This window comes from Mesorhizobium sp. M0816 (assembly GCF_040320005.1).
Taxonomy (GTDB): Bacteria; Pseudomonadota; Alphaproteobacteria; order Rhizobiales; family Rhizobiaceae; genus Mesorhizobium.
Window position 1 is genome coordinate 417,326 of the sequence record NZ_JAMYOT010000002.1, and the last position, 22,704, is coordinate 440,029.

Here is a 22,704-nt window from a genome sequence, read left to right on the forward strand (position 1 = left end):
ACAAAACTGGGAGTCATGACGATGAAGATTATTCTCAAGACCTTTGCCGCAGCGCTGCTGCTCGGCGTTGCCGCGATGGGCGTGGCCAAGGCCGATCCGGTCAAGATCGGCGTCGCCGCCGAACCCTATCCGCCCTTCGCCTCGCCGGACGCTTCCGGCAAATGGGTCGGCTGGGAGATCGAATTCATCGATGCCGTCTGCGCCGAGGAGAAGCTCGACTGCGTCATCACCCCCGTCGCCTGGGACGGCATCATTCCGGCGCTGACGACCAAGAAGATCGATCTTATCGCCGCCTCGATGTCGATCACCGCCGAGCGCGAGAAGACGATCGCCTTCTCGGACAAATATTACAACACCCCGACTGCGATCATCGGGCCGAAGGACCAGAAGTTCGGCTCAACACCGGAGGACCTCAAGGGCAAGATCATCGGCGTCCAAGTCTCGACCGTACACGCCGACTACGCCAAGAAGCACTTCGCCGACGCGGCGGAAATCAAGGAATACCAGACCCAGGACGAGGCCAACCAGGATCTTGCCGCCGGCCGGGTCGACGCGGTGCAGGCCGATTCCATCGCCCTCGACGCCTTCCTGAAATCGGACCAGGGCAAGCAATGCTGCGATCTGAAAGGGATGGTCGCGCCGGATCTGGCCATTCTCGGGCCCGGCGTCGGCGCCGGCGTCCGCAAGGAAGACTCCGAGTTGAAGGAAAAGATCAACGCCGGCATCAAGGCCATCCGCGCCAACGGCAAATATGACGAGATTTCGAAGAAGTACTTCGACTTCGACATTTACGGTGCCGACACGCAGTCGAACTGACGGCCTCATCCATGAGCGATTAACCACGCGGCCCCGATAGAGCCGCGTGGTTCGTCGAAATCCATCGACGCGAGCTTCCGCGGGCGGAGATCGCCGGCGGTTTTAGCGCCAGCAATTCGAGGGCGACGCTGATCGACGCATTTGTTCCGGCTTGGGCCGCCTCTGCCATCGCGCTTCTCTCGCCCGTGCCGCCGGGCTGGGGTGGAACGCTCATCGTCGGGCTGCTCCATACGATCGAGATCGCGGTCGGCGCCACCGGTCTCGGCCTTTTGATCGGCATCGGCGGCGCCTCCGGCAAGCTGTATGGTGGTCCGGTGGTGCGCGATCTCCTGGCAGTCTATACGACCGTCGTGCGCGCCGTGCCGGAGCTGGTGCTGATCCTTCTGCTCTATTACGCCGGCACCGACCTGATCAATCAGATGCTGACGGCAATGGGCTATCAGCGCATGGACATTAGCGGGCTGGCGGCCGGCATTGCCGTGCTCGGCTTCGTCCAGGGCGCCTATTCGACCGAGGTGATCCGCGGCGCGATTCTTGCCATTCCGCAGGGCCAGATCGAAGCCGCGCGCGCCTATGGCATGTCTCCCGGCCTGCTGCTGCGGCGCATCACGCTGCCGGCGATGCTGCCGTTCGCCATACCCGGCCTTGCCAATCTCTGGCTGATCGCCACCAAGGACACCGCCCTGCTGGCGGTCGTCGGCTTTTTCGAGCTGACATTGGCGACACGGCAGGCGGCCGGCGTCACCAAAGCCTATCTGACATTCTTTATCGCCGCCGGCGCGATCTACCTTCTGTTGACGCTGGTTTCGAATCTGATCATCGGCCGTATCGAGACATGGGCCCGCCGCGGCATGCCGTCGCTCAAGGAGGCCCGGTGATGGCTGACCCGGCGATGACTGGCGAAGCGGCGGCCGTCGAGATAGCCGCACGCGCTTCGCTGTGGCTGAAGCCGCATCGTATCGTGCTGATCCTGATCGCGCTGGGGCTGGTTTTGGCGGCGGCCGTCTTCATGCGCTGGGACTGGCTGCCGAAATATTATGGGATAGGACTGCTCGGCATCTGGCGCGCGCTGTGGATTCTTGCCGTCACTTGCACGCTGGGTTTCCTGCTCGCCGTGCCGCTCGGTCTGGCGCAGGCTGCCGGCTCGTTCTGGTTCGCGGCACCCGCCAAGGTCTTCTGCACCGTCATCAGAGGGACGCCGCTGCTGCTGCAGCTCTGGTTGCTCTATTACGGGCTGGGCTCGCTGTTTCCACAATATCCATGGATTCGCGAGTCTTGGATGTGGCCCTATCTGAGGCAGGCATGGCCCTATGGCGTCCTCGGGCTGACGCTGTCCTTCGCCGGTTATGAGGGCGAGGTGATGCGAGGCGCTTTCGCCGGCGTGCCGAAAGGCCAATTGGAAGCCGCCCGCGCCTTCGGCATGAGCCGCTGGAGGATTTTCCAGCGAATCTGGCTGCCGCAGGCCTTCTACCGCGCGCTGCCGACACTGACGGGCGAAACCGTGCTGCAGCTGAAATCGACGCCGCTGGTGGCGACCATCAGCGTGATCGATATATTCGCCGTCTCTTCAAAGGTGCGTCAGGATACCTACCTCACCTATGAACCCTTGCTGCTCCTGGCGTTGATCTATATGGCGATCACCGGCATCCTCGTCTTCACCCTGGGCAAGATCGAGGCGCGGATTCCGAACAAGATTGGTTAGGTGAATGGTGAATGGTGAATGGTCGGTAGTGAGTAGCCCGTAGTGTTACCGGCTAAATCCCACTCACCATTCACCATTCACCCATTCCCTCTCAGATATCCATGGCAATCACAATGCAACTCAGTCTCGACCAGGCGACAGGGCTGTGCCGGATGGCCGCACTTGGCGCCGGCGCCAACGAAGAGGCGGCGCAGTCGCTGGCTGCCTCGATCGTCGCGGCCGAGGCGGAAGGACTGTCGATCGTCGGGCTGTCGCACTTTATCGATTATCTTGAAGCACTGGAGGCCGGCCGTATCGACGGCAACGCCGATCCGGTGATCACCAGGCCGGCGCTCGCGGTCTATCTCTCCGATGCGCGCGGCGGCTTAGCGCATACCGGTTTCGACCGCACGATCGATGACCTCGCCAAGGCGGCGCGGCTGTTCGGCGTCGCCATCTTTTCGCAGAAGAATGCCTATACGTGCGGCGCGCTCGGCTATTTCACCGGACGGCTGGCCGCGCAGGGATTGGTGTCGTTCGCCGCCACCAACGGCCCGGCCGTGCTTGCCGGCTCGGGCTCCGTCAAGCCGGTCTACTGCACCAACCCGATGTCCTTTGCGGCACCCGCCGCGGACGGGGCGGCGCTGGTCATCGACCAGTCGTCGAGCGCCACCGCCTTCGTCAACATCCGCAAGGCGGTCGAGGACGGCAAGAAGATACCCGAAGGCTGGGCACTGGATGCCAGCGGCAATCCGACCACGGACCCGGCAGCTGCCATGAAGGGCGCCATGCTTGCCTTCGGCGGCCAGCGCGGCGCCAACATCGCGCTGATGGTCGAGGTGCTGGCTGCGGGCCTGTCGGGCGCCAACTGGTCGCTCGATGCGCCATGGTTCAGCGGCGGGCCGGACAGTCCGGGGACCGGCCTGTTCGTGCTCGCCGTCGAGCCCAAGCTGCTCGATCCGGACTTCGAGAAACGGATGAAGGACCAGCTCGACCGGCTGCGGCGGCGCTATGGCGTGCATGTGCCGGGACGTGCCCGGGCCGAGGCCGCGGAGAAGGCGGCGGCGCGCGGTATAAGCGCGCCGAAAGCCGTGGTGCAACGCATTTCCGAATTCGCCGCGCGCTATTCGTCCTGAAGAAATTCGTTTGTCCGATGAGCGGCTGACGAGGCCGGCCGATCCGGCAGCGCGAGCCTACTTCCCGCAATGATGATCGTTGATGACGTTCACCGCATTCGCGTCCGGTCCTACCCTGTTGTAGGAGCAGGGTTCGGCGGCCGTCGTGAACAGGTGGTTGTCATAGTAGCGCGGGCCACCGAACAGAATGTCGATGATGTCGCCGTTGGCAGGAACGTAGCGTTCGGGTTGAGCTTGGTGGTGATGCCGATTTGCCGCGAATGCCGAGGCACCAATGCTGCAGCCTGTTGCGAAAGCCAGAGCGAAGATCGCAACGCGTTTTGTCGTCATCGGCAATATCCTCCATTCGGAATCAAATCATACATCTAAAATCGCCGGCCGGAACAAAGGTTCCTGTCCCGAATGGCGTTACGTCGGCGGGTTTTCTGCCGTTTCGAACGGATCCGGAAAATCATGCTTCAACAGTGCCGGGCGACCTATGGTCGCCCTTTGCCTTTGGCGCGAAACCGACTATGAAACGGCTTCAATCAAGCCATCTGGATAGCCCGCCGGAGCCAGCCATGACCGAAATCCTGCAGACCCCAAAGCTCGTCGTCGTGTTCGGCGGCTCCGGCTTTGTCGGTCGTCATGTCGTGCGGGCGCTGGCCAAGCGCGGCTACCGCATCCGGGTCGCCTGCCGTCGGCCCGATCTCGCCGGGCACCTGCAGCCGCTTGGCAATGTCGGGCAGATCCAGCCGGTGCAGGCCAATGTCCGGGTGCGCTGGTCGGTCGACCGCGCCGTGCAAGGCGCCGACCATGTCGTGAATCTGGTGGCGATCGCGCATGAGGCCGGCCGGCAGAAATTCACTGCCGTCCACGAGTTCGGCGCGCGCGCTATTGCCGAAGCGGCGCGCGCCGTCGGCGCCGGCCTCACCCACATCTCGGCTCTGGGAGCGGACCTCCACGCGCAATCGGACTACGCGCGTACCAAGGCGCTCGGCGAAAAGGCCGTTCTTGAGACGGTCCAAGACGCCGTGATCTTGCGGCCATCGATCAATTTCGGGCCGGAGGACGGTTTCTTCAACCGCTTTGCCAACATGGCCCGTTTTTCCCCAGTGCTGCCGCTGATCGGCGGCGGGCAGACGAAATTCCAGCCGGTCTATGTCGGCGACGTCGCCGAAGCGGTGGCGCACTCGGTCGACGGCAAGGTCCAGGGCGGCCGGATCTATGAACTCGGCGGGCCGCAGGTGCTTACCTTCAAGGAATGCATGCAAGAGCTGCTTGTCATCATCGAACGCAAGCGGTTTTTGCTGCCCGTGCCATGGTGGCTGGCGAACCTCCAGGCATCAATTCTCGGGCTGCTGCCCAATCCGTTGTTGACCAAGGACCAGGTCCTGCTGTTGCGCCAGCACAATGTCGTGTCGGATGCCGCCGTCAAGGACAACAGGACGCTCGCCGGCCTCGGTATCCAGCCGCGTTCGATCGGAACCATCCTGCCAAGCTATCTCTGGCGCTACCGCGCCGCCGGCCAGTTCCAACGCAAGTCCGCCGCATAACACGAGCGGACGTGCGGTTGCCTACGAGCCGCGCCGGGTGACCTGCAGCGGCAGGCCGCCTTGCGGCTGCGTCGTCAGCTTCTGCACCGGCCAGGGGCGGGTTTCCGCGGTGGCGTCGAAACGGTAGCGCGACAGCATGATCGCCAACGCGATGATCGCCTCCTGCATGGCGAAGCTGGCGCCGATGCAGACGCGGGGGCCGGCGCCGAACGGCAAATACTGGAAACGATCGATCTTTTCGCGGTTTCCCGGATGGAAGCGTTCCGGCATGAAAGCGTCCGGCCGGTCCCACAATTTCCGATGGCGGTGGACGACCCACGGCATCACCAGCACCGCGGCACGTCGCGGTATGTAGAGGCCGTTCCAGGTTTCGGGCTCGATCGGTTCGCGGTTGATCGACGGCGCCGGCGGATAGAGCCTGAGCGCCTCGTCGAAGGCGGCGCGGGTGAGCGGCATGGCGTCGAGCCATTTCGTCGGGTCGGGCTCACGCGCCAACACCGCATCGATCTCGTGCTCGATCTTTTCGCGCTCCCACGGCGCTTCGGCAAGGCAGTAGAGCGTCCAGCCGAGCGCCCTGGCCGTAGTCTCGTGGCCGGCACCGATGAAGGTGATGATGTTGTCCTCGACCTCGGCCCGGGTCAGCCCGCCCGGTCCCTCCGCCTTCAACAGCAGCGTGAGAAAATCCTGCGGCACGGTGTCCGGAGCGCGCCTCAGCCGCGCCTCGCGCATCTGCACCGTGTCGGTTACGATCTTGCGGAAGTAGGCCATGGTCTTGCGGCCGCGGATGCGGGTCAGGCGCGGCAGCCAGTCGGGCGCACGCAAAAGGTCGAGCGGATCGACCCGGCCCATGGTCTCGAACAGGCGATCGATCTCCTTGGCGAAGCTACCGGGCTCGCCCGATATCTCGCCCGAAAACAGTGTCTCGGCCAGGATGTCGAAGGTGAGCAGCGTCATGTCGTGGGCGATGTCCGACGTGCCACCTTGCTCGTAACGGGTGACGAATTCGAGCGTGCGTTTCAGCATCGGCTCGGCGAAGCCGAAGATGTGGCGCGGCGTGAACACCGGCGCCATCGCCTTGCGCGAACGCCGCCACACTTCGCCTTCGGCGGTCAGCAGGCCGTCGCGCAGGATTGGCCGCAATATCTTCTGACGCACCGTCGCCATCTTGTAGTTCTTGGCGTTATCGACGAGCACATGGCGGATGAGGCCGGGATCGTTGGCGATGACCAGCGGCCCGCCGACGCCGGTCACCGAAATCCAGGGCTCGTTATAGGTCGGCTCGCCCCACAGTTCGAGCGGATTGCGGTAGACGATGCGGATCATCTCCAGCGTCGAGGGCGGCGCTGTGCGCGGCTTCGGCGCCGGCGGGACGAAGGGGACGGGCTGACTGTCCATGGCTTGCTCCGCTGACACCTCAATGTAGTGGCGGGCAAGGCAGGCGTCCATGTGACCGGACGACAAGGCGAAGCATCCGCTCTCTGGAATGTGACCGGGGCACCGGAAAGTGCCTGCTTGCTGTGTCCGGCTGCGTGTCTTAGGTGGCAGCACCACAGATGCCACTAACCGGCGGGAGCCTGCCTTGAAGCACCAGTTGAACGTCATCATCGGCAGCACGCGGCCGGGCCGCGCCGGGCCGGTTTTCGCAAATTGGCTGGAGAGCTTTGCGCGCGAGCACGGCAAATTCGAGCCGGTGCTCACCGACATCGCGGCCTTCAACCTGCCGGTGCTGGACGAGCCGCATCATCCGAGACTGGGCAAATACGAAAACAGCCACACGAAAGCCTGGTCGAAGGCAATCGACGCCGCCGACGCATTCGTCTTCGTGGCGCCGGAATACAATTATTTCGCCGCCCCCGCGATCGTCAACGCGGTCGACTACCTGCTCAGGGAATGGCGATACAAGCCGGCCGCCATCCTCAGCTACGGCGGTGTCTCCGGCGGCCTGCGGGCGGCGCAGGCGGTCAAACCGTTGCTGACCTCCGTCGGCGTCATGCCGATCCCGGAAGGCGTGGCGCTGCCGATGTACCAGAAGCTGCTCGACGAGACCGGCGCCTTCTTGCCCAGCGAGCAGGTGCTCGGCGGGGCCAGGACCATGCTGGACGAGTTGTTCCGCTGGAGCGAAGCGCTGAAGCCGATGCGGGTCGGCTGACAACGCGAACGGCCGGGCTTGCCGATGCCGTAACTTGCTCATGCCATAAAGAGATGGAATGCTCCGGCAAATGACCGGGCCGGGGCGGTTCGATTTGCGTTTTCTGTTTGCCTTGCTGCTGATCCTCTCGACGGCCTCCGCTGCCGTGGCGGAGCGGCGCGTTGCGCTGGTCATCGCCGAGAACGACTATCGGCTGATCCGGCCGCTCGCCAATCCCGTCAATGACGGTGAGGTTATGGAAACGGTGCTGAGGAAGCTTGGTTTCGAGGTCTTCCTCGAAACCAACCGCGACCTGCGGCGCATGCGCCGGGCGCTCGACGATTTCCGCGAGGATGCCAAAGGCGCCGACGTGGCACTGGTGTTCTTCTCCGGCCACGGCGTCGAGATCGCCGGCGAGAATCGGCTCCTGCCGGTCGATGCAGACGCGTCGTCGCTCGCTACGCTGGAAAGGACCAGCCTGCCGCTGGAGGAGATCCGCGCGACCGTCGCCGCCACCAGCAAGGTCGGACTGATCGTGCTCGATGCCTGCCGCAGCGATCCGTTTGCGGCTACGGGCGGCGAAGGCCGCGGCGCAACGGCGCTGGTAAAAGAGGTCAGCGACAAGGTCCGGCCGGGCCTTGGCCGCATCGGGCGGGCAGAAAACATCCTGTTTGCCTTTTCGGCGGCGCCGGGCGAGACCGCAGCGGATGGGACGGGCCAGAATTCGCCGTTCACCGCGGCGCTGACGAAATATCTCAGCACCGATGGGCTCGAGATACGCTCCGTACTGACGCTCGTGCAACAGGAGGTCTACGACCTCTCGCGCGGCAAGCAATTGCCCTATGTCGAGAGCGGCCTGCCGCAGCTGTTCTTCGCCACGACAGCCCAGGAGAAACTGCCGGAGCGCGAACGCTTGTTGCTTGCCATGGCCGAGGTGACGCCCGCGATGCGCGGCGAGGTGGAAAAGATCGCCAGCGACGCCGATATGCCGCTGGCGCCGCTCTATGGCGCGTTGATCAGTTCCGATGCCGGCCATCTCTCCGCAGACAGTCTGAACACCAGGCTGCGTGAGGCAGCCGACGCCTTCGTCAAGGTGCGGAGCGAAATGCAGACCCTTGGCTCCGACGATCTGCGGGTGGCAGCGTTGCGCCGGCAGGCCGAAGAGCAGCTTTCGCTGGGAGCGTTCGATGCCGCGCGGAAAAAGCTCGCCGAAGCAGCCGAGATCGACAATGTCTCGCGCAACGCGCTGAAGGCCAATTTCGTCAGCCGCACGCTCTCCGAGGCCGCAACGCGCTATCTGTCCGGCGGGGCCGCGCGCGCCGACCTCGACTACGCCACAGCCATCAAGGATTATGAATCCGTGCTGGCGCTTTATGGCGAAGCCGGACAGGTGGTGCTGTCGCTCGACGACGCCGACCGCTTGATCCGCACGCTGGACGAGCTCGGCAAGCTCTATACCACGGTCGGCAATATCGATGCGGCCGGCCGTGCCTTCGAGGCGCTGCAAGCCGATCTCGAGCGGCGGTCGCATCATGAAACCGATCCCAACGTGAAGCGCGACTTCGCCGTCAGCCACGTCAAGCTCGGCAACGTGCGGATGGCGCAAGGCAATCTGCCGTCAGCGCTGCAGAATTATGAGACCGCCAAGACCATTCTGCAGGGCCTGACCGAGGCAGAACCGGACAATCTGGAGTGGTTCGGCGACCTCGCCATGGCCGACGACAAGATCGGCAACGTATTGGCGACGCAAGGCGATCTGGCCGGCGCCGCAGAGGTCTACCAGGAAAGCCTGTCGATCAAGAAGCAGCTCGCCGCCGGAGAGCCCGACCGTGCCGAACTGCAGCGCGACCTGACCATCACCTACGATGAGATCGGTCACCTTGCCCATATCGCAGGCCAACTGGACAACGCACAGGCGGCCTATAAAGAGAGCCTGAAGGTGCGGCTGGCGCTGGCGGCGGACAAACCGGGAGACGCCGACCGGCAGCGTGACGTCTCGGTCAGCCACGATACGATAGGCGACCTGCTGCGCGAACGCGGCGACGCCGCCGGGGCGCTGGCGGCCTACAAGGAAGGTCTGGCGATCGTCAAGCAACTGGCGAAACGCGATCCGGACGACACCGAGTTGAAGCGCGACCTGTCGGTCGGCAACGCCAAAATCGGCAATGCGCTAAGCGACCAGCAGAACTGGCCGGCGGCACTTTCGGCTTATCGTGAGGCACTTTCGCAGGCCAGCGTGCTCGCCGCCGGCGACCCGAACAACACCGAATGGCAGCGCGACCTGTCCGTGTGCATCGAGAAAGTCGCCGGCGTCCTGGCGATACAGGGCGACCACAAAGGCGCGCTGAAAGCCTATCTGGACAGCTACGCGATTGCGCAGAGGCTGGCCAAGCTCGATCCCGCCAATTCCGACTGGCAACGGGACTTGTCGATAACGCTGTCCGAAGTCGCCACGGTGCGCCTCAGGCAGCGCGACGTCAGGGGCGCCCGGCAAGCCCTTCAGGACAGCCTGGCCATTCGTCAGAAACTTGCCCGGTCCGATCCGGACAACGCCACCTGGCAGCGCGACCTGGTGGTCGCCTATATCGACTACGCCCAAGTCGCAAAGGACCCGAAGGCTGTGCTTTCCAAGGCGCTCGACATGACGCTCGAGCTCGACCGGAGCGGCCGGTTGGCACCGCGCCACAAGTTCATGATCAAGTTTTTACGTGAGCGGCTGGCCAGGATCGAAGCCAGGCGCCGGTAGCCGGCTCACGCGATGGCCATTCCGTTCCGAAATGCCTGCAAACCTTGGAAAAACCGCCTTTTGCGCCTATATCTACGACATTAGAAATGCGCGATTCGAAGCCGATTTTTCGCGCTCTGCACACGGCATCAATCAGACAGGTTTTCATGAGCGACCAGACCGACATCGCCAACGGCGTTGAAGCCGAATACGGCGCCGATTCCATCAAGGTTTTGAAGGGCTTGGATGCCGTTCGCAAGCGGCCGGGCATGTATATCGGCGATACCGACGACGGCTCGGGCCTGCACCACATGGTGTATGAGGTGGTCGACAACGCCATCGACGAAGCACTGGCCGGCCATGCTGACCTGGTGACGGTGACGCTCAATCCGGACGGATCGGTGACGGTCATCGACAATGGCCGCGGCATTCCGACCGATATCCACACCGGCGAAGGCATTTCAGCGGCCGAAGTGATCATGACGCAGCTGCATGCCGGCGGCAAGTTCGACCAGAACTCCTACAAGGTCTCAGGCGGCCTGCACGGCGTCGGCGTGTCGGTCGTTAACGCCCTGTCGGCCTGGCTGAAACTGAAGATCCGCCGCAACGGCCATATCTACGAGATGAGTTTCACGCATGGCAATGCCGACGCGCCGCTGCGCATCACCGGCAGTTATGAACAAGACAAGGTCCCCGGCACCTATGAAGGGCGCAGCGGCAGCGAAATCACGTTTTTGCCGTCGTCCGAGACTTTCACCATGGTCGAATTCGACTACGGTACGCTGGAGCATCGGCTGCGCGAGCTCGCCTTCCTGAACTCCGGCGTGCGCATCGTTTTGACCGATGCCCGCCATGCCGACATCGTGCGCCATGAACTGCACTACGATGGCGGGCTGGAAGAGTTCGTCCGATATCTCGACCGGACGAAGAAGCCGTTGCTCGACAAGCCGATCTCGATCCGCGCCGAGCGCGACGGCATCACGGTCGAAGTCGCCATGTGGTGGAACGACAGCTACCATGAAAACGTGCTGGCCTTCACCAACAACATCCCGCAACGCGACGGCGGCACGCATCTGGCAGGCTTCCGCGGTGCGCTGACGCGCCAGATAACCGGCTATGGCGACTCCTCGGGCCTGACCAAGAAGGAAAAAGTGGCGCTGATCGGCGATGATTGCCGCGAAGGGCTGACCGCGGTGCTGTCGGTCAAGGTTCCCGACCCGAAATTCTCCTCGCAGACCAAGGACAAGCTGGTGTCGTCCGAGGTCCGCCCGGTGGTCGAAGGGCTTGTCAACGAAGCGCTCGGCACCTGGCTCGAGGAGCACCCGACCGAGGGCAAGGCGGTCATCGAGAAGGTCATCCAGGCCGCTGCCGCGCGGGAAGCCGCGCGCAAGGCACGCGACATCACCCGCAAGAGTTCGCTCGGCGTCACCTCGCTGCCCGGCAAGCTGGCCGATTGCCAGGAGCGCGATCCGGCGAAATCCGAGATCTTTATCGTCGAAGGCGACAGCGCCGGCGGCTCGGCCAAGGGCGGCCGTTCGCGCCAGAACCAGGCCATTCTTCCGCTGCGCGGCAAGATCCTCAATGTCGAGCGCGCCCGCTTCGACCGCATGCTCGGCTCCGACATGATCGGCACGCTGATCACCGCGCTCGGCACCTCGATCGGCAAGGACGAGTTCAACGCCGACAAGCTGCGCTACCACAAGATCATCCTGATGACCGACGCCGATGTCGACGGCGCCCACATCCGCACCTTGCTGCTGACCTTCTTCTTCCGCCAGATGCCGGAACTGATCGAACGCGGTCATCTCTACATCGCGCAGCCGCCGCTCTACAAGGTGACGCGCGGGAAGAGCTCGCAATACATCAAGGACGAAGCCGCCTTCGAGGAATTCCTGATCGGCTCCGGGCTGGAAGAAGCGTCGCTTGCGCTCAGCACAGGCGAGGTGCGGGCCGGGCAGGACCTGCGCAGTGCCATCGACGACGCCTTGGCTGTCCGCCAGCTCATCAACGGATTGCACACGCGCTATAACAGAGGCGTGGTCGAGCAGGCAGCGATTGCCGGCGCGCTCAACCCGGAGATCTTCACCGACCTCCGCCGCGCCAACGAGACGGCCGAGCGTGTTGCCCGTCGTCTCGACATTATCGCCGAGGATACCGAGCGCGGCTGGATCGGCCGCATGTCGACCTCGAACGAGGGCATTGGCGGCTATGTCTTCGAGCGAACGGTGCGCAGCGTCAAGGAGTTCGCGCATCTCGACCTGGCGCTGATCAATTCCGCCGACGCACGCCAGCTCGACCGCTATGCGCCGCGCCTGGCGGAAATCTACGGCGAGCCGCCGGTGCTGCGCCGCAAGGATGTCTCGGAAACCATTTCGGGGCCGCTGGCACTGCTCAATGCCGTGTTTGCCACCGGCCGCAAGGGCCTGACCATGCAGCGCTACAAGGGCCTTGGCGAAATGAACGCCGAGCAGCTCTGGGAAACGACGCTCGACCCGAATGTGCGCTCGCTGTTACAGGTCAAGGTCAATGACGCGACTGATGCGGACAGCTTGTTTTCACGGCTGATGGGCGACGAGGTCGAGCCAAGGCGCGAATTCATCCAGGAAAACGCACTGTCGGTCGCCAATCTGGACATCTGAGCCGCCATCCAGATACCCAGCCAGCAGGCATGAAGTGTATTGGTGCGCCAAGGCGCACCAATACGACTGCTGCAACGCAACAAAGATCACCAGGACCGCCGGAACGGAAAGGCTTTCAAGGCATTGTAGTCGATCACAATCGCCGCAGGAGGCATCCATGGGACGTGGCATTTTGCTCTGGCTTCTCGGAGTCCCAATTCCGATCATTATTCTGATCATGCTGTTCGCACGGTAGGGAGGCTTCGATGCAGTCCACCGTAACAGCTGTCGACGTTTCCGCCCCGACGGAATCCGCTTCCACTGCTGTCAGCTGGGGGCCAATCGTCGCCGGCGCCTTTGCTGCGTCGACGCTTACCTTCATCTTGATGCTGCTCGGCTCCGGGCTTGGGCTGAGCATGGTGTCGCCATGGTCCGGCTCGGGTGCGTCAGTCACCACTTTCGCCGTTTCCACCGCCGTCTGGCTGATCGTCGTGCAGTGGCTGTCGTCGGCCCTGGGCGGCTACCTCGCCGGACGCCTGCGCACCAAATGGGTCGGCATCCACACCGATGAAGTCTTCTTCCGCGATACCGCTCACGGCTTCCTGGCCTGGGCGCTGGCGACGCTGCTCGTCGCCGGCGTGCTCGGCACGGCGCTTTCGGCCGCGATAGGTACCGGTGTCCAGGCTGCTTCGACTGTGGCATCGGGCGCGGCAATGGGCGCTTCGGCAGGTGCTGCTGCAAACGCGGGTAGCGCCTCGACTGACAACGCCACATCGTATTTCGTCGATACGCTGTTCCGCCCGGCCGATCCGGCAAGGCTCGCTGCCGCCAATCCGGAGAGCGACGCCGCGGCAACGGCGCAGGCATCGCGCATTCTGATCGCGAGTGCCGCAGCAGGCGAAATATCGGCCGACGACAAGACCTATCTGTCGCGGCTGGTGGCCGCCCGCACAGGCCTGTCCGAAGCGGATGCCACCGCTCGCGTCGATGCGGTAATCGCCAGAGCGCAGGACGCCAAGGTCAAGGCCCAGCAGGCGGCCGACACCGCCAGAAAGGCAGGCGCCACCTTCTCGCTGATTGGCGCGCTGTCGCTGGTCGTCGGGGCCTTCATTGCCAGCGCGGCTGCAGCACTTGGCGGCAGGCAGCGCGACGACGAGGAAGCGATTTTCCTGACCAGTCGTTGATCGGTGACTAAGCGAACTCGGTCCGCTTCGGGAAGATTACGCCCGAAGGGGACCTTGCTTTGAACTGCCGCCGCGGCATTGTCGTGCGCTGCTCGCCGCCTACAGCTCAGCTTCCAGTTTGCGGCCGAGATCGACCGCATCGCGCAGCACGGCAAGGTGCGAGCGCGGCTGTACGCCGGCCGGCGCGTTGACCTCGACGCCGCTCGCCGTCAGCGACCAGTAGAGCCTGTGCGTGAAGACGCGGCCGCCCGAGCCGCGCAGCTCGACCTGGATGTTTTCCACGCCGGGACCAAAATTTTCCGTCATCCGCCCTGAAATCGGGTCGCCGGTCAGCCAGCCATTGCCCCTGTCGAAAATATTGGTCCAGCGCGTCGCGGCAAACACCGCGCCATGATGCACCGCCCGCTGCGGCTTGCCGGAATGGCTGCGCCCTTCCTGGTAGAGCATGGTCCCGCCCGCCGCCCTGTCGGCGATCGGCGGGCATGCCGAAAACAGGCGCTCGGCGATGCCGCGCCTGAGTTCGGCGAGGTTGTAGGTCACTAGAAACTCGCTGTGGGTCAGCGGACTGCCGAGCGTGACGAAATCGCTGATCTTCCACGGCAGCGGATGATCGGCGTCGCCGACGCGAAGCTGCCGGTAGAGCTCCCATTGGCTGCGCCGGAATGCGGGGAGGTCATCGAGGCTGTCGGGCCAAGCGGAGGCATCGGCGGCCAGCGTCGCCTTGTCGACGGCGTGGATCGCCTTCAGCCTCGCTTTGTCGCGAATGGCTTCCAACTTTCTAGGCCTGAAATCGGCCCACAATATCTGCAACAGATCATAGGCGATGATCGACCCGAGGCTGTGCGAGACCAGCACGATGCGGTCATAGGCATCGTCCATCATGAGACGCTTCAGCAGCTTGAGGCCACGCTCGCGGACCAGCGCCCGCTTCTCGACCGTTGCCGCTTCGGCCCGCACATAGGCGGCGACGTCGCCGAAATAAGGCAAGCCAAACTGGTCCACCGACCAGATGACGAACGACGCCAGAACCGTGACAAGCACACCGGTCGTCCAGGAGATGTAGCCTTGCCAGGTCGACGTTGCGAGCGCCAGCGCCGCGCCGAGGACGACGATGGTGGCCAAAAGCGTGACGACATAGAGTTTGAGCACATCGCGCGGAATATCGGCCGGCTTGCGCCAGAGCAGGGTCGTCACCCAGGCAGCAAGGCGGCTTCGGGTCGTGCCCTGGGTGATGTCGGCCCAGTAAAGCTCGTAGAAATCGGTGCGGCGGCCATCGACATCATAGGGCGTGGTGATCCGGCGGAGTTCGTGCGAATTGGTCCGGCTGTCGGGCGTGATCCAGCTCTGGTTGATCTTCGCACCCATCGGGTCGGCCGGATCGGGGACATGGGCATAGAACGGTGCCCGGGCCGGATCGTGGCTCCATACGGCCTGGACAAACTCCCTCAACGTGTCCATGGGCCGCTGCTCGCCCATGCCGTGCACGACCACTACCGCCTGGCTGCGCTTGCGTGGCGCCTTCTCTGCTGCGGTCAGATCGGCGGCCGGCGATGCAGCAGAACCAGGGTCGGGCACCAGCACCTCCACGATGACTCCGTTAGCAAGACGACGGGTCGGCATCGTAGCTTCAGAACCGGTAACAGCCAAGAAAAAGCCCGGCGCGGAGCCTGGCTGTATTCGACGATCGGCAGTGAGTTGGCAGCGACGCCGTTTCAGTGATCCATCGCTTTGACGATCTCCTCGGTCATCTTCTTGGCGTCGCCGAGCAGCATCATGGTGCCGTCCTTGTAGAACAGCGTGTTGTCGATGCCGGCATAGCCGGAGCCGAGCGAGCGCTTGACGAACAGGCAGGTGCGCGCCTTGTCGACGTCGAGAATTGGCATGCCGTAGATAGGTGAGGACTTGTCGTCACGAGCCGAGGGATTGGTGACGTCATTGGCCCCGATGACATAGGCGACGTCGGCCTGCGCGAACTCAGAGTTGATGTCCTCCAGCTCGAACACTTCGTCATAAGGCACGTTGGCTTCGGCCAAGAGCACGTTCATGTGCCCGGGCATGCGGCCGGCAACCGGGTGGATGGCGTATTTGACGTCGACGCCGTTGGCCTTGAGCTTGTCGGCCATCTCGCGCAGCGCGTGCTGCGCCTGGGCGACGGCCATGCCGTAGCCCGGCACGATGATGACCTTTTGCGCATTCATCATCAGATAGGCGGCATCCTCGGCCGAGCCCTGCTTGACCGTGCGCTCGATGCCGTCGTTGGCAATGGCTGATGTCTCGCCGCCGAAGCCGCCGAGGATGACCGAGATGAAGCTCCGGTTCATGCCTTTGCACATGATGTAAGACAGGATGGCGCCCGACGAGCCGACCAGCGCGCCGGTGATGATCAGCGCCAGATTGCCGAGCGTGAAGCCCAGGGCGGCCGCGGCCCAGCCCGAATAGGAATTCAGCATCGACACGACCACCGGCATATCGGCGCCACCGATCGGGATGATGAGAAGCACACCCAGCACCAGCGAGGCGGCAACGATCAGCCAGAACACCACCTTGGACTCGGCGGTGACGAGCAGCACGATCAGCACGATCAGCGCAATGCCCAGGGCCGCGTTGATGAAGTGGCGGCCACCGATCATGATCGGCTTGCCCGACATGCGGCCGTCGAGCTTCAAAAAGGCGATGACCGAGCCGGTGAAGGTGATGGCACCTATGGCAACGCCGAGGCTCATCTCGATCAGTGCCTGGGCATGAATATCGGCGACGGTGCCGATGCCGAAGCTTTCCGGTGCATAGATGGCGGCGGCCGCCACCATGACCGCGGCAAGACCGACCAGCGAGTGGAAGGCGGCGACCAGCTGCGGCATCGAGGTCATGGCAATGCGCCGTGCCGTGACCGCACCGGCCGAGCCGCCTATCAGCAGCCCGAGCACTATGAGGCCGAAGCGCCCGGCCGAAGGGGTCGCCAGCGCCAGCGTCGTGGCGATGGCGATGCCCATGCCGATCATGCCGTACATGTTGCCCTGGCGGCTGGTGGTCGGATGCGACAGGCCGCGCAATGCCAGGATGAACAGTATGCCGGAGACCAGATAGAGAAAGGAGGCGAAGTTGGCGTTCATAGCGGCCTACTTTTCCTTCTTCTTGTACATGGCCAGCATGCGCTGGGTGACGAGGAAACCGCCGAAGATGTTGACCGATACCAGCATCAGCGCAACGAAGCCGAAGCCGGTGGCAAGCCCTGAGGCCGAGATGCCGACGGCCAGCAGCGCGCCGACGACGATGACGGAGGAAATGGCGTTGGTGACCGCCATCAGCGGCGTGTGCAGTGCCGGCGTGACGGACCACACGACGTAGTAGCCGACGAAGATCGCCAGGACAAAGATGGCGAAGCGAAAGACGAAGGGATCGATGGCACCGCCGGACAGCGCGTGAGCGGCGTCACCCGCCGCCTCGGTGCCGGGCGCGGCCGCCAGGTTCTGCACCGCGAGCCGCACGGCAGCTGTCGCCTCGTCGAGCTGGTCGAGGGCTTTCTGCAGGGTCTGGTCCATCACGCGATCCCTCCGGTGGTCTTGGGCTTCCTCGAAGCGGCCGTTTTCTTCGCAGCCGGCTTCGCCGAAGCCTCGGCAACCATCGTCCTGGCCGGAATGGCCGGTGGTTCGACATATTGGCCCTTTGGCGGCTCCTGCTCAGCCTTTGCGAAAGCCGGATGCACGATCTTGCCAGCATCGGTCAGCATCGTCGCCTTGACCAGTTCGTCGTCGTGGTTGATGGCAAGCGTCTTCGCCGCCTTGTCGACCAGCGTCTCGAGGAAGGCATAGAGGTTCCTGGCATAGAGAAGCGAAGCGGAGGCGGCGACGCGACCGGGAACGTTGAGATGGCCGACGATCTTTACCCCGTTGGCCGTGGTCACCACCTTGCCGGCTTCGGCGCCCTCGACATTGCCGCCGCGCTCGACCGCGAGGTCGACGATCACAGAGCCGGGTTTCATCGAGGCGACCATCGCCGCCGAGACCAGCTTCGGCGCCGGACGGCCGGGGATCAGCGCGGTGGTGATGACGATGTCCTGCTTGGCGATGTGCTCGGCGGTCAACGCCGCCTGCTTGGCCTGATACTCCTTTGACATTTCCTTGGCGTAGCCGCCGGCCGTCTCGGCCGCCTTGAACTCCTCGTCCTCGACCGCCAGGAATTTTGCGCCGAGCGAGGCAACCTGCTCCTTGGCGGCCGGGCGCACATCGGTGGCGGTGACCACGGCGCCGAGGCGGCGCGCGGTGGCGATGGCCTGCAGACCGGCGACGCCGACGCCCATGATGAAGGCCTTCGCCGCCGGTACCGTGCCGGCGGCCGTCATCATCATCGGCAGTGCCCGGTCATATTCGGCAGCCGCGTCGACCACTGCCTGATAGCCGGCGAGGTTCGCCTGGCTGGACAGGACGTCCATCGACTGGGCACGGGTGATGCGCGGCATGAACTCCATGGAAAAGGCAGTAACACCAACCTTGGCCAGCGCGGCGACGGCAGCATCGTTGCCATATGGATCCATGATGGCAATGACGGCAGTGCCCGGCCGATAGGCTTTCAGCTCGGCATCGCTCGGCCGGCGCACCTTCAGCACGACATCAGCCCTGGAAACATCGCCGGCCTTGCCGATCGCGGCGCCGGCCTTGGCAAACTCCTCGTCGGGAATGCGCGAAGCAGTGCCTGCGCCGGCTTCGACGACCACGCCGAAACCCAGCGCCGCCAGCCGTTTCACCGTGTCGGGCGAGGCCGCGACGCGCGGCTCGTTCGCGTCGAGCTCACGAGGGATGAAAACCGTCTGTCCCACCGCATGATCCTTTCGGCCGGAACCCGTTACCCAAGACGCCGGCCGGCCACCGGCGGCGCCCTCGACAAAGGTTGGAGGAGTCTATCGGAGAATAAAGGCGCCGACGGCCAGGATCAGCACGAACAGGATAGTCCCCGAGAAGAAGCCGCCCACAAAGAAGCCGAACGCCATGGCCAGAAGCACGGCGGCGCAAAATAGCGACCCATATTTGGCCAGCATCACAAAGCCGGCATAGGTGCGGTCGTGCTCGGCATAGTCCATCTTCGCGCCCAGTTCGACAGGACCGGTCGGCGTGTGTTCAGCCATAGGAATACCCCTTCGAAGACATCTTTCAGGCACATAGCGAAAAGCCGCGTTAAGGGCAATGGCGCTATTGCCGCATCGCCGCAGCCAACTGTCTCAAGCGAAACTGGAAATCGCTGCGTCAATGATGTGGCGCAACATGCGCAGCGGTTATGACTGACCCGAGCCTGAAAACGAGGCGGAGCGGAGCGCGGCGATACCAATCACAATGGACGGCAGGTCCGCTATTGCCAATGTCGTTAGCCGGCGAGATGCGGGAACAGACCGAGCAGGCCGACAACGATCAGATAAAGGGCGACGATATAATTGAGCAGCCGCGGCATCACCAGGATCAGCACGCCTGCAATCAGCGAGATAAGCGGGGTAAGGGCGAGCGTGGAAATGGTCATATCGGTTCCTTTGATCGGATCGCTATCGAAGCGATGCTTGGCGGACGCCGGCGATGCCGACCTACCACCAGCACCCTTGCCCAGAACGCCGAAGCGACCGGAAGGCTCCATGGGCTCGTTCAGGCGGCTTCGCGAAAATACTTGGCGGTGGGCAGGATGGTCAGCGGGGCGAGTTCGCCGGCACCGGGCGTATCGAACAACATGCGCTGCTCCATTGGCGTCGAACGGAAGAACGGAAAGCGAGCGTAGGTTTCATTCTTGATCGCCAGGACATCGGCTTGATAAAGCAGCGCGAAACAGTTGATCACGCCGGCATAGGGCCGCGCATCGCCGATCGGTCGCGCCCGATAGATGCGCTTGTAGAAAGCCGCATGGTCCTCGCGGATCATGGATATGCAATAAGGCGCGCCGAAATGGAAGCAAGCCATGCCCGCAAGGCGCAGCGTCACATACGGGATCTGCGGGTAAAGCCGTGACCATTCGGCGTCCACGGCAAAACGGCTCGGGTCGATAAAGACTTCGCCGGCCGCCAGACGCGGCATCAACAAGTCCTTGTAGACGCTGAGCGCTGGTGATGTGGCGTTATCAGCAGACACGTTATGCAGGCGCATTGTGCTGACCAGCCGCCCCTCGATGTAGATTCCGAACGTATGGCAATTGGGCAGTTCGTCAAACTCGTCATGGACCTGACGGGACGCATTCTCGGGCACGAGATCGTTCATCCGATAGGAATTGTAGCGCAGCCTGTAAATGCTTTCGAAGTCCTCGCCGCTTTCACAGCGTCGGTACTCCGTCCGGTCAAGCAGCGCATAAACATGTTGCGCGAAGCTGGACATGGTCTCGGACGCATCTTTCCCACCAGCGCCCGCCGCATGGCCGAGCGAACTCAACTGGGCACACATGAACTCTATTCCCCGCGATTACCGCCACCAGCCGACACTACGGACGGGTCATGAGATGTAAAGATGAAAATAAGTAGGAGCTCGTTTACCGGTCATTAAGGTTAACAATTAATAAAATTATACTAAAATACGCGGTCTTTCAGCGCGAAGTCAGCGCCGCGGCGCCTTCCTTGCCGTCTGGATGTCCTTGGCGAAGGGCCAGACGGTGCTCGACATCGTCTCGATGCCGGACGCGCTGAGTGCCGACCCGAACAGAAAGCCCTGGACCAGGTCCGGCTTGACCTGCAATGCCAGGATCTTGAGCTGTTCGAAGGTCTCGACACCTTCGACGGTAACCGAAAGTCCCAGCGGCCGTGACAGGTTGACGATGCCCTTGAGCAATTCGAGCGACCGGCTGTTCTGAGTGACATCCATCAGGAACGAGCGGTCGATCTTGATTTTGTCGAGCGGCAGTTTGTGGAGATAGCTGAGGCTCGAATACCCGGTACCGAAATCGTCGAGCGCAATGCGCACGCCGAGCCGCTTCAACTCCTCGATATATTGGCGTGTCAGCGACTTGTCGTCGAGCAGCGCCGTCTCGGTGACCTCGATCTCCAGACGTCCGGCGGAGAGACCGGATTCAGCCAGCGCGTCGCGAACCTTCTGGATGACATCACGGTTGCGGAAATCCTTGGCCGAGAGATTGACCGACACGCTGGTCTGGGCCGGCCATTTGGCGCATTCCGTGCAGGCCGCATGCAGGACGAAGGTGCTGATGTCGGAAATAATCCCCATTTCCTCCGCCAGCGGAATAAAGATACCGGGGGAAATCGGCCCGAGATCGGGATGATCCCAGCGGCACAGCGCTTCGCAACTGGCGATACGCATCGTGCTCATCGCCACGATCGGCTGATAGACCACCCGCAATTCTTTGTTTTCCACGGCGCTGCGCAGGTCCGCCTTCATCAGCTGACGGCTGCGGAAGGCAGCATCCATGGAGGCCTCGAACAGCCGCCAACCGTTCTTGCCAAGCTCCTTGGCCTTGTAGAGTGCAAGGTCGGCTTTGACGATCATGGCGTCAACGTCGGTATCCTTGACCCGCGACAGCACCGCGCCGCCGCTGGCCTGGATGCGTAATCCGTGGCCGGCGACATCGACCTCGCCCTGTAGATTGACAAAGATCTCATCAACCTGGCCGGTCAGGTGGCTTTCATCCTCGATGCGCTCGAAGAAGATCATGAACTCGTCGCCGCCAAAGCGGCTAACGGTGATGCCTGGCCCAGCGACTGCCGCCAGCCGCTCGGCAACGGCGTAGATCAATCCGTCGCCGACCGGATGGCCGAGCGTGTCGTTGACGCTCTTGAAATCATCGAGATCGAGCACCACCAGCCCGCAGAGACGCTCGGGATCCCCTGAGGCCATGGCTTCCACCACCAACTCGTGGAAGTAGGCGCGGTTGGGCAGGCCGGTGAGACTGTCGTAGCGCGCCATGAAGCGGATCTTGTCTTCCGCCTCGACCCGGGCGGTCACATCCTCGAAAGTGACGACGCCCAGTTCCTGGCTGCCTTCGCGCGCCGAAAATTCATAGTGCTGGCCGTTGGTGAGCGAGACCAGGACCTTGCGGTCGCGGCCCTCGCGCAACGCACGCGTCAGCTGGGCTTCGATGTAACGGCAATCTTTCGGCGCCAGCATGCCGCCTGCAGCGCCGCGCATCAGCAGACCGTGGATCGAGCGGCCTAGCAGCGCATCGGCCGATTTGAGCGACATCAGGTGCGCGGCTTCGGCATTGGCCACCGCCACCCGGCCGTCGGGACCAAGCATGACAAGGCCATGCGACATGGTGTTGAGCGCGCGGTTGAAACGCTGCGCGATGCGGTTCGCCTTCTTTTCCTCCGACAGGGCGGTAAACAGGACTTCGCGGACGATGTCGGCGAACCGCTTGATCGCAAACAGAAAAGGGGCCGACATCAGACCGAGGATGATGTGGTAGATATCGCCGCGCAGGATAAAGCCAAGCGATATGGGCCATGTGGTGGTTATGATAAAAATCATAACCATGCGCGGCGACCCATAATTGCGGCCGGCAATCGACGTGACCGATGCCAGAGTGACGCAGACAGAGGCTATTTCGGCATAGTTGTCGTGGCTGTCATTTGCCAGATAGATACTGACGAAACAGAACGCGCCAAGCATGAAACCATGCATCGAACCGAAAATTATGTAATCGTTTTCGCGATCATGGGCTTCTTCCCACGTCGTCGGGGAAGGAAGTCGCCCGTATTTTCGGATGTTGCGAAGGCGCAGAGTACCGACAATGATGAGCCCAGCGGCAACTAGAAGATACGCCAAGTCCATGGTCTTCCAATAGACCAGAATGACGAGGAGCGTCTGCGCAACAAGGCCGATCGACAGCGTGAACCCGTCGCGAAACAGCGTTTCCACGAACGGAATGTAAACGTCGACCGGAATCTCGTTTTTTCGTCTCAGATTCACGC

Annotated in this window: 19 protein-coding genes; 9 read left to right on the forward strand and 10 right to left on the reverse strand. The window is 63.1% G+C overall.

Translation table 11 applies throughout. The features are described from left to right. Window positions 1-21: 21 nt before the first annotated feature. The 4 genes from NKI17_RS04125 (at window position 22) to NKI17_RS04140 (ending at window position 3,633) form a co-directional block, all read left to right on the forward strand. Window positions 22-816 (forward strand): transporter substrate-binding domain-containing protein, encoded by a 795-nt coding sequence (locus NKI17_RS04125; RefSeq protein ID WP_352568373.1) that lies wholly within the window; start codon window positions 22-24, stop codon window positions 814-816. Between the two features lie 212 nt (window positions 817-1,028). After that, complete coding sequence (locus NKI17_RS04130; protein ID WP_352578586.1) at window positions 1,029-1,694, forward strand: ABC transporter permease; 666 nt, start codon at window positions 1,029-1,031, stop codon at window positions 1,692-1,694. Further along, window positions 1,694-2,518 carry an ABC transporter permease gene (locus NKI17_RS04135; protein ID WP_502894420.1) on the forward strand — a complete coding sequence of 275 codons (825 nt, stop codon included), beginning with the start codon at window positions 1,694-1,696 and terminating at the stop codon, window positions 2,516-2,518. The genes NKI17_RS04130 and NKI17_RS04135 overlap by 1 nt, the downstream gene beginning before the upstream one ends. 113 nt (window positions 2,519-2,631) lie before the next feature. Next, entirely contained in the window at window positions 2,632-3,633 is a 1,002-nt protein-coding gene (locus tag NKI17_RS04140) for an Ldh family oxidoreductase (RefSeq protein WP_352905429.1), read from the forward strand. 57 nt (window positions 3,634-3,690) lie between these two features. On the opposite strand, the gene NKI17_RS04145 is transcribed toward NKI17_RS04140, so the two are convergent. After that, window positions 3,691-3,963 (reverse strand): hypothetical protein, encoded by a 273-nt coding sequence (locus tag NKI17_RS04145; protein ID WP_352614391.1) that lies wholly within the window; start codon window positions 3,961-3,963, stop codon window positions 3,691-3,693. A 230-nt stretch (window positions 3,964-4,193) separates the two neighbouring features. Between NKI17_RS04145 and NKI17_RS04150 the strand changes: the two genes are divergently transcribed. Continuing rightward, window positions 4,194-5,168 carry a complex I NDUFA9 subunit family protein gene (locus NKI17_RS04150; protein WP_023676268.1) on the forward strand — a complete coding sequence of 325 codons (975 nt, stop codon included), beginning with the start codon at window positions 4,194-4,196 and terminating at the stop codon, window positions 5,166-5,168. A gap of 21 nt (window positions 5,169-5,189) precedes the next feature. Here NKI17_RS04150 and NKI17_RS04155 read toward each other — a convergent pair whose 3' ends face one another. Beyond that, window positions 5,190-6,563 carry a cytochrome P450 gene (locus tag NKI17_RS04155; RefSeq protein WP_352645393.1) on the reverse strand — a complete coding sequence of 458 codons (1,374 nt, stop codon included), beginning with the start codon at window positions 6,561-6,563 and terminating at the stop codon, window positions 5,190-5,192. 184 nt (window positions 6,564-6,747) lie between these two features. On the opposite strand from NKI17_RS04155, the gene NKI17_RS04160 reads away from it, so the two are divergent. The 4 genes from NKI17_RS04160 (at window position 6,748) to NKI17_RS04175 (ending at window position 13,823) form a co-directional block, all read left to right on the forward strand. Continuing rightward, on the forward strand, window positions 6,748-7,317 hold the full coding sequence (locus tag NKI17_RS04160) for an NADPH-dependent FMN reductase (RefSeq protein ID WP_023676267.1): 570 nt from the start codon (window positions 6,748-6,750) through the stop codon (window positions 7,315-7,317). 58 nt (window positions 7,318-7,375) lie between these two features. Continuing rightward, window positions 7,376-10,042: a caspase family protein gene (locus NKI17_RS04165; protein ID WP_352905430.1), complete on the forward strand. Its 2,667-nt coding sequence runs from the start codon at window positions 7,376-7,378 to the stop codon at window positions 10,040-10,042. Between the two features lie 146 nt (window positions 10,043-10,188). Further along, complete coding sequence (gene gyrB, locus NKI17_RS04170) at window positions 10,189-12,660, forward strand: DNA topoisomerase (ATP-hydrolyzing) subunit B (protein ID WP_352568377.1); 2,472 nt, start codon at window positions 10,189-10,191, stop codon at window positions 12,658-12,660. 245 nt (window positions 12,661-12,905) lie between these two features. Beyond that, window positions 12,906-13,823, forward strand: a complete 918-nt coding sequence (locus tag NKI17_RS04175; protein WP_352568378.1) for a hypothetical protein — start codon at window positions 12,906-12,908, stop codon at window positions 13,821-13,823. 99 nt (window positions 13,824-13,922) lie between these two features. On the opposite strand, the gene NKI17_RS04180 is transcribed toward NKI17_RS04175, so the two are convergent. The 8 genes from NKI17_RS04180 to NKI17_RS04215 all read right to left on the reverse strand — a co-directional run bounded on the left by NKI17_RS04180 (window position 13,923) and on the right by NKI17_RS04215 (window position 22,702). Then, complete coding sequence (locus NKI17_RS04180; RefSeq protein ID WP_352905431.1) at window positions 13,923-15,443, reverse strand: hypothetical protein; 1,521 nt, start codon at window positions 15,441-15,443, stop codon at window positions 13,923-13,925. A 92-nt stretch (window positions 15,444-15,535) separates the two neighbouring features. Beyond that, entirely contained in the window at window positions 15,536-16,933 is a 1,398-nt protein-coding gene (locus tag NKI17_RS04185; protein WP_352454727.1) for an NAD(P)(+) transhydrogenase (Re/Si-specific) subunit beta, read from the reverse strand. Window positions 16,934-16,939: 6 nt separating this feature from the next. Beyond that, window positions 16,940-17,362, reverse strand: a complete 423-nt coding sequence (locus NKI17_RS04190; RefSeq protein ID WP_502894421.1) for an NAD(P) transhydrogenase subunit alpha part 2 — start codon at window positions 17,360-17,362, stop codon at window positions 16,940-16,942. Then, on the reverse strand, window positions 17,362-18,636 hold the full coding sequence (locus NKI17_RS04195; protein WP_352578573.1) for a Re/Si-specific NAD(P)(+) transhydrogenase subunit alpha: 1,275 nt from the start codon (window positions 18,634-18,636) through the stop codon (window positions 17,362-17,364). The genes NKI17_RS04190 and NKI17_RS04195 overlap by 1 nt, the downstream gene beginning before the upstream one ends. Window positions 18,637-18,717: 81 nt before the next feature. Next, window positions 18,718-18,942 carry an aa3-type cytochrome c oxidase subunit IV gene (locus NKI17_RS04200; RefSeq protein ID WP_352522521.1) on the reverse strand — a complete coding sequence of 75 codons (225 nt, stop codon included), beginning with the start codon at window positions 18,940-18,942 and terminating at the stop codon, window positions 18,718-18,720. A 236-nt stretch (window positions 18,943-19,178) separates the two neighbouring features. Beyond that, complete coding sequence (locus NKI17_RS04205) at window positions 19,179-19,328, reverse strand: DUF3096 domain-containing protein (protein WP_013528205.1); 150 nt, start codon at window positions 19,326-19,328, stop codon at window positions 19,179-19,181. Between the two features lie 119 nt (window positions 19,329-19,447). Further along, window positions 19,448-20,230, reverse strand: coding sequence for an N-acyl amino acid synthase FeeM domain-containing protein (locus NKI17_RS04210; protein WP_023676258.1), 783 nt, complete (start codon window positions 20,228-20,230; stop codon window positions 19,448-19,450). 150 nt (window positions 20,231-20,380) lie between these two features. Next, window positions 20,381-22,702, reverse strand: coding sequence for a putative bifunctional diguanylate cyclase/phosphodiesterase (locus NKI17_RS04215; RefSeq protein WP_352620723.1), 2,322 nt, complete (start codon window positions 22,700-22,702; stop codon window positions 20,381-20,383). Window positions 22,703-22,704 lie beyond the last annotated feature (2 nt).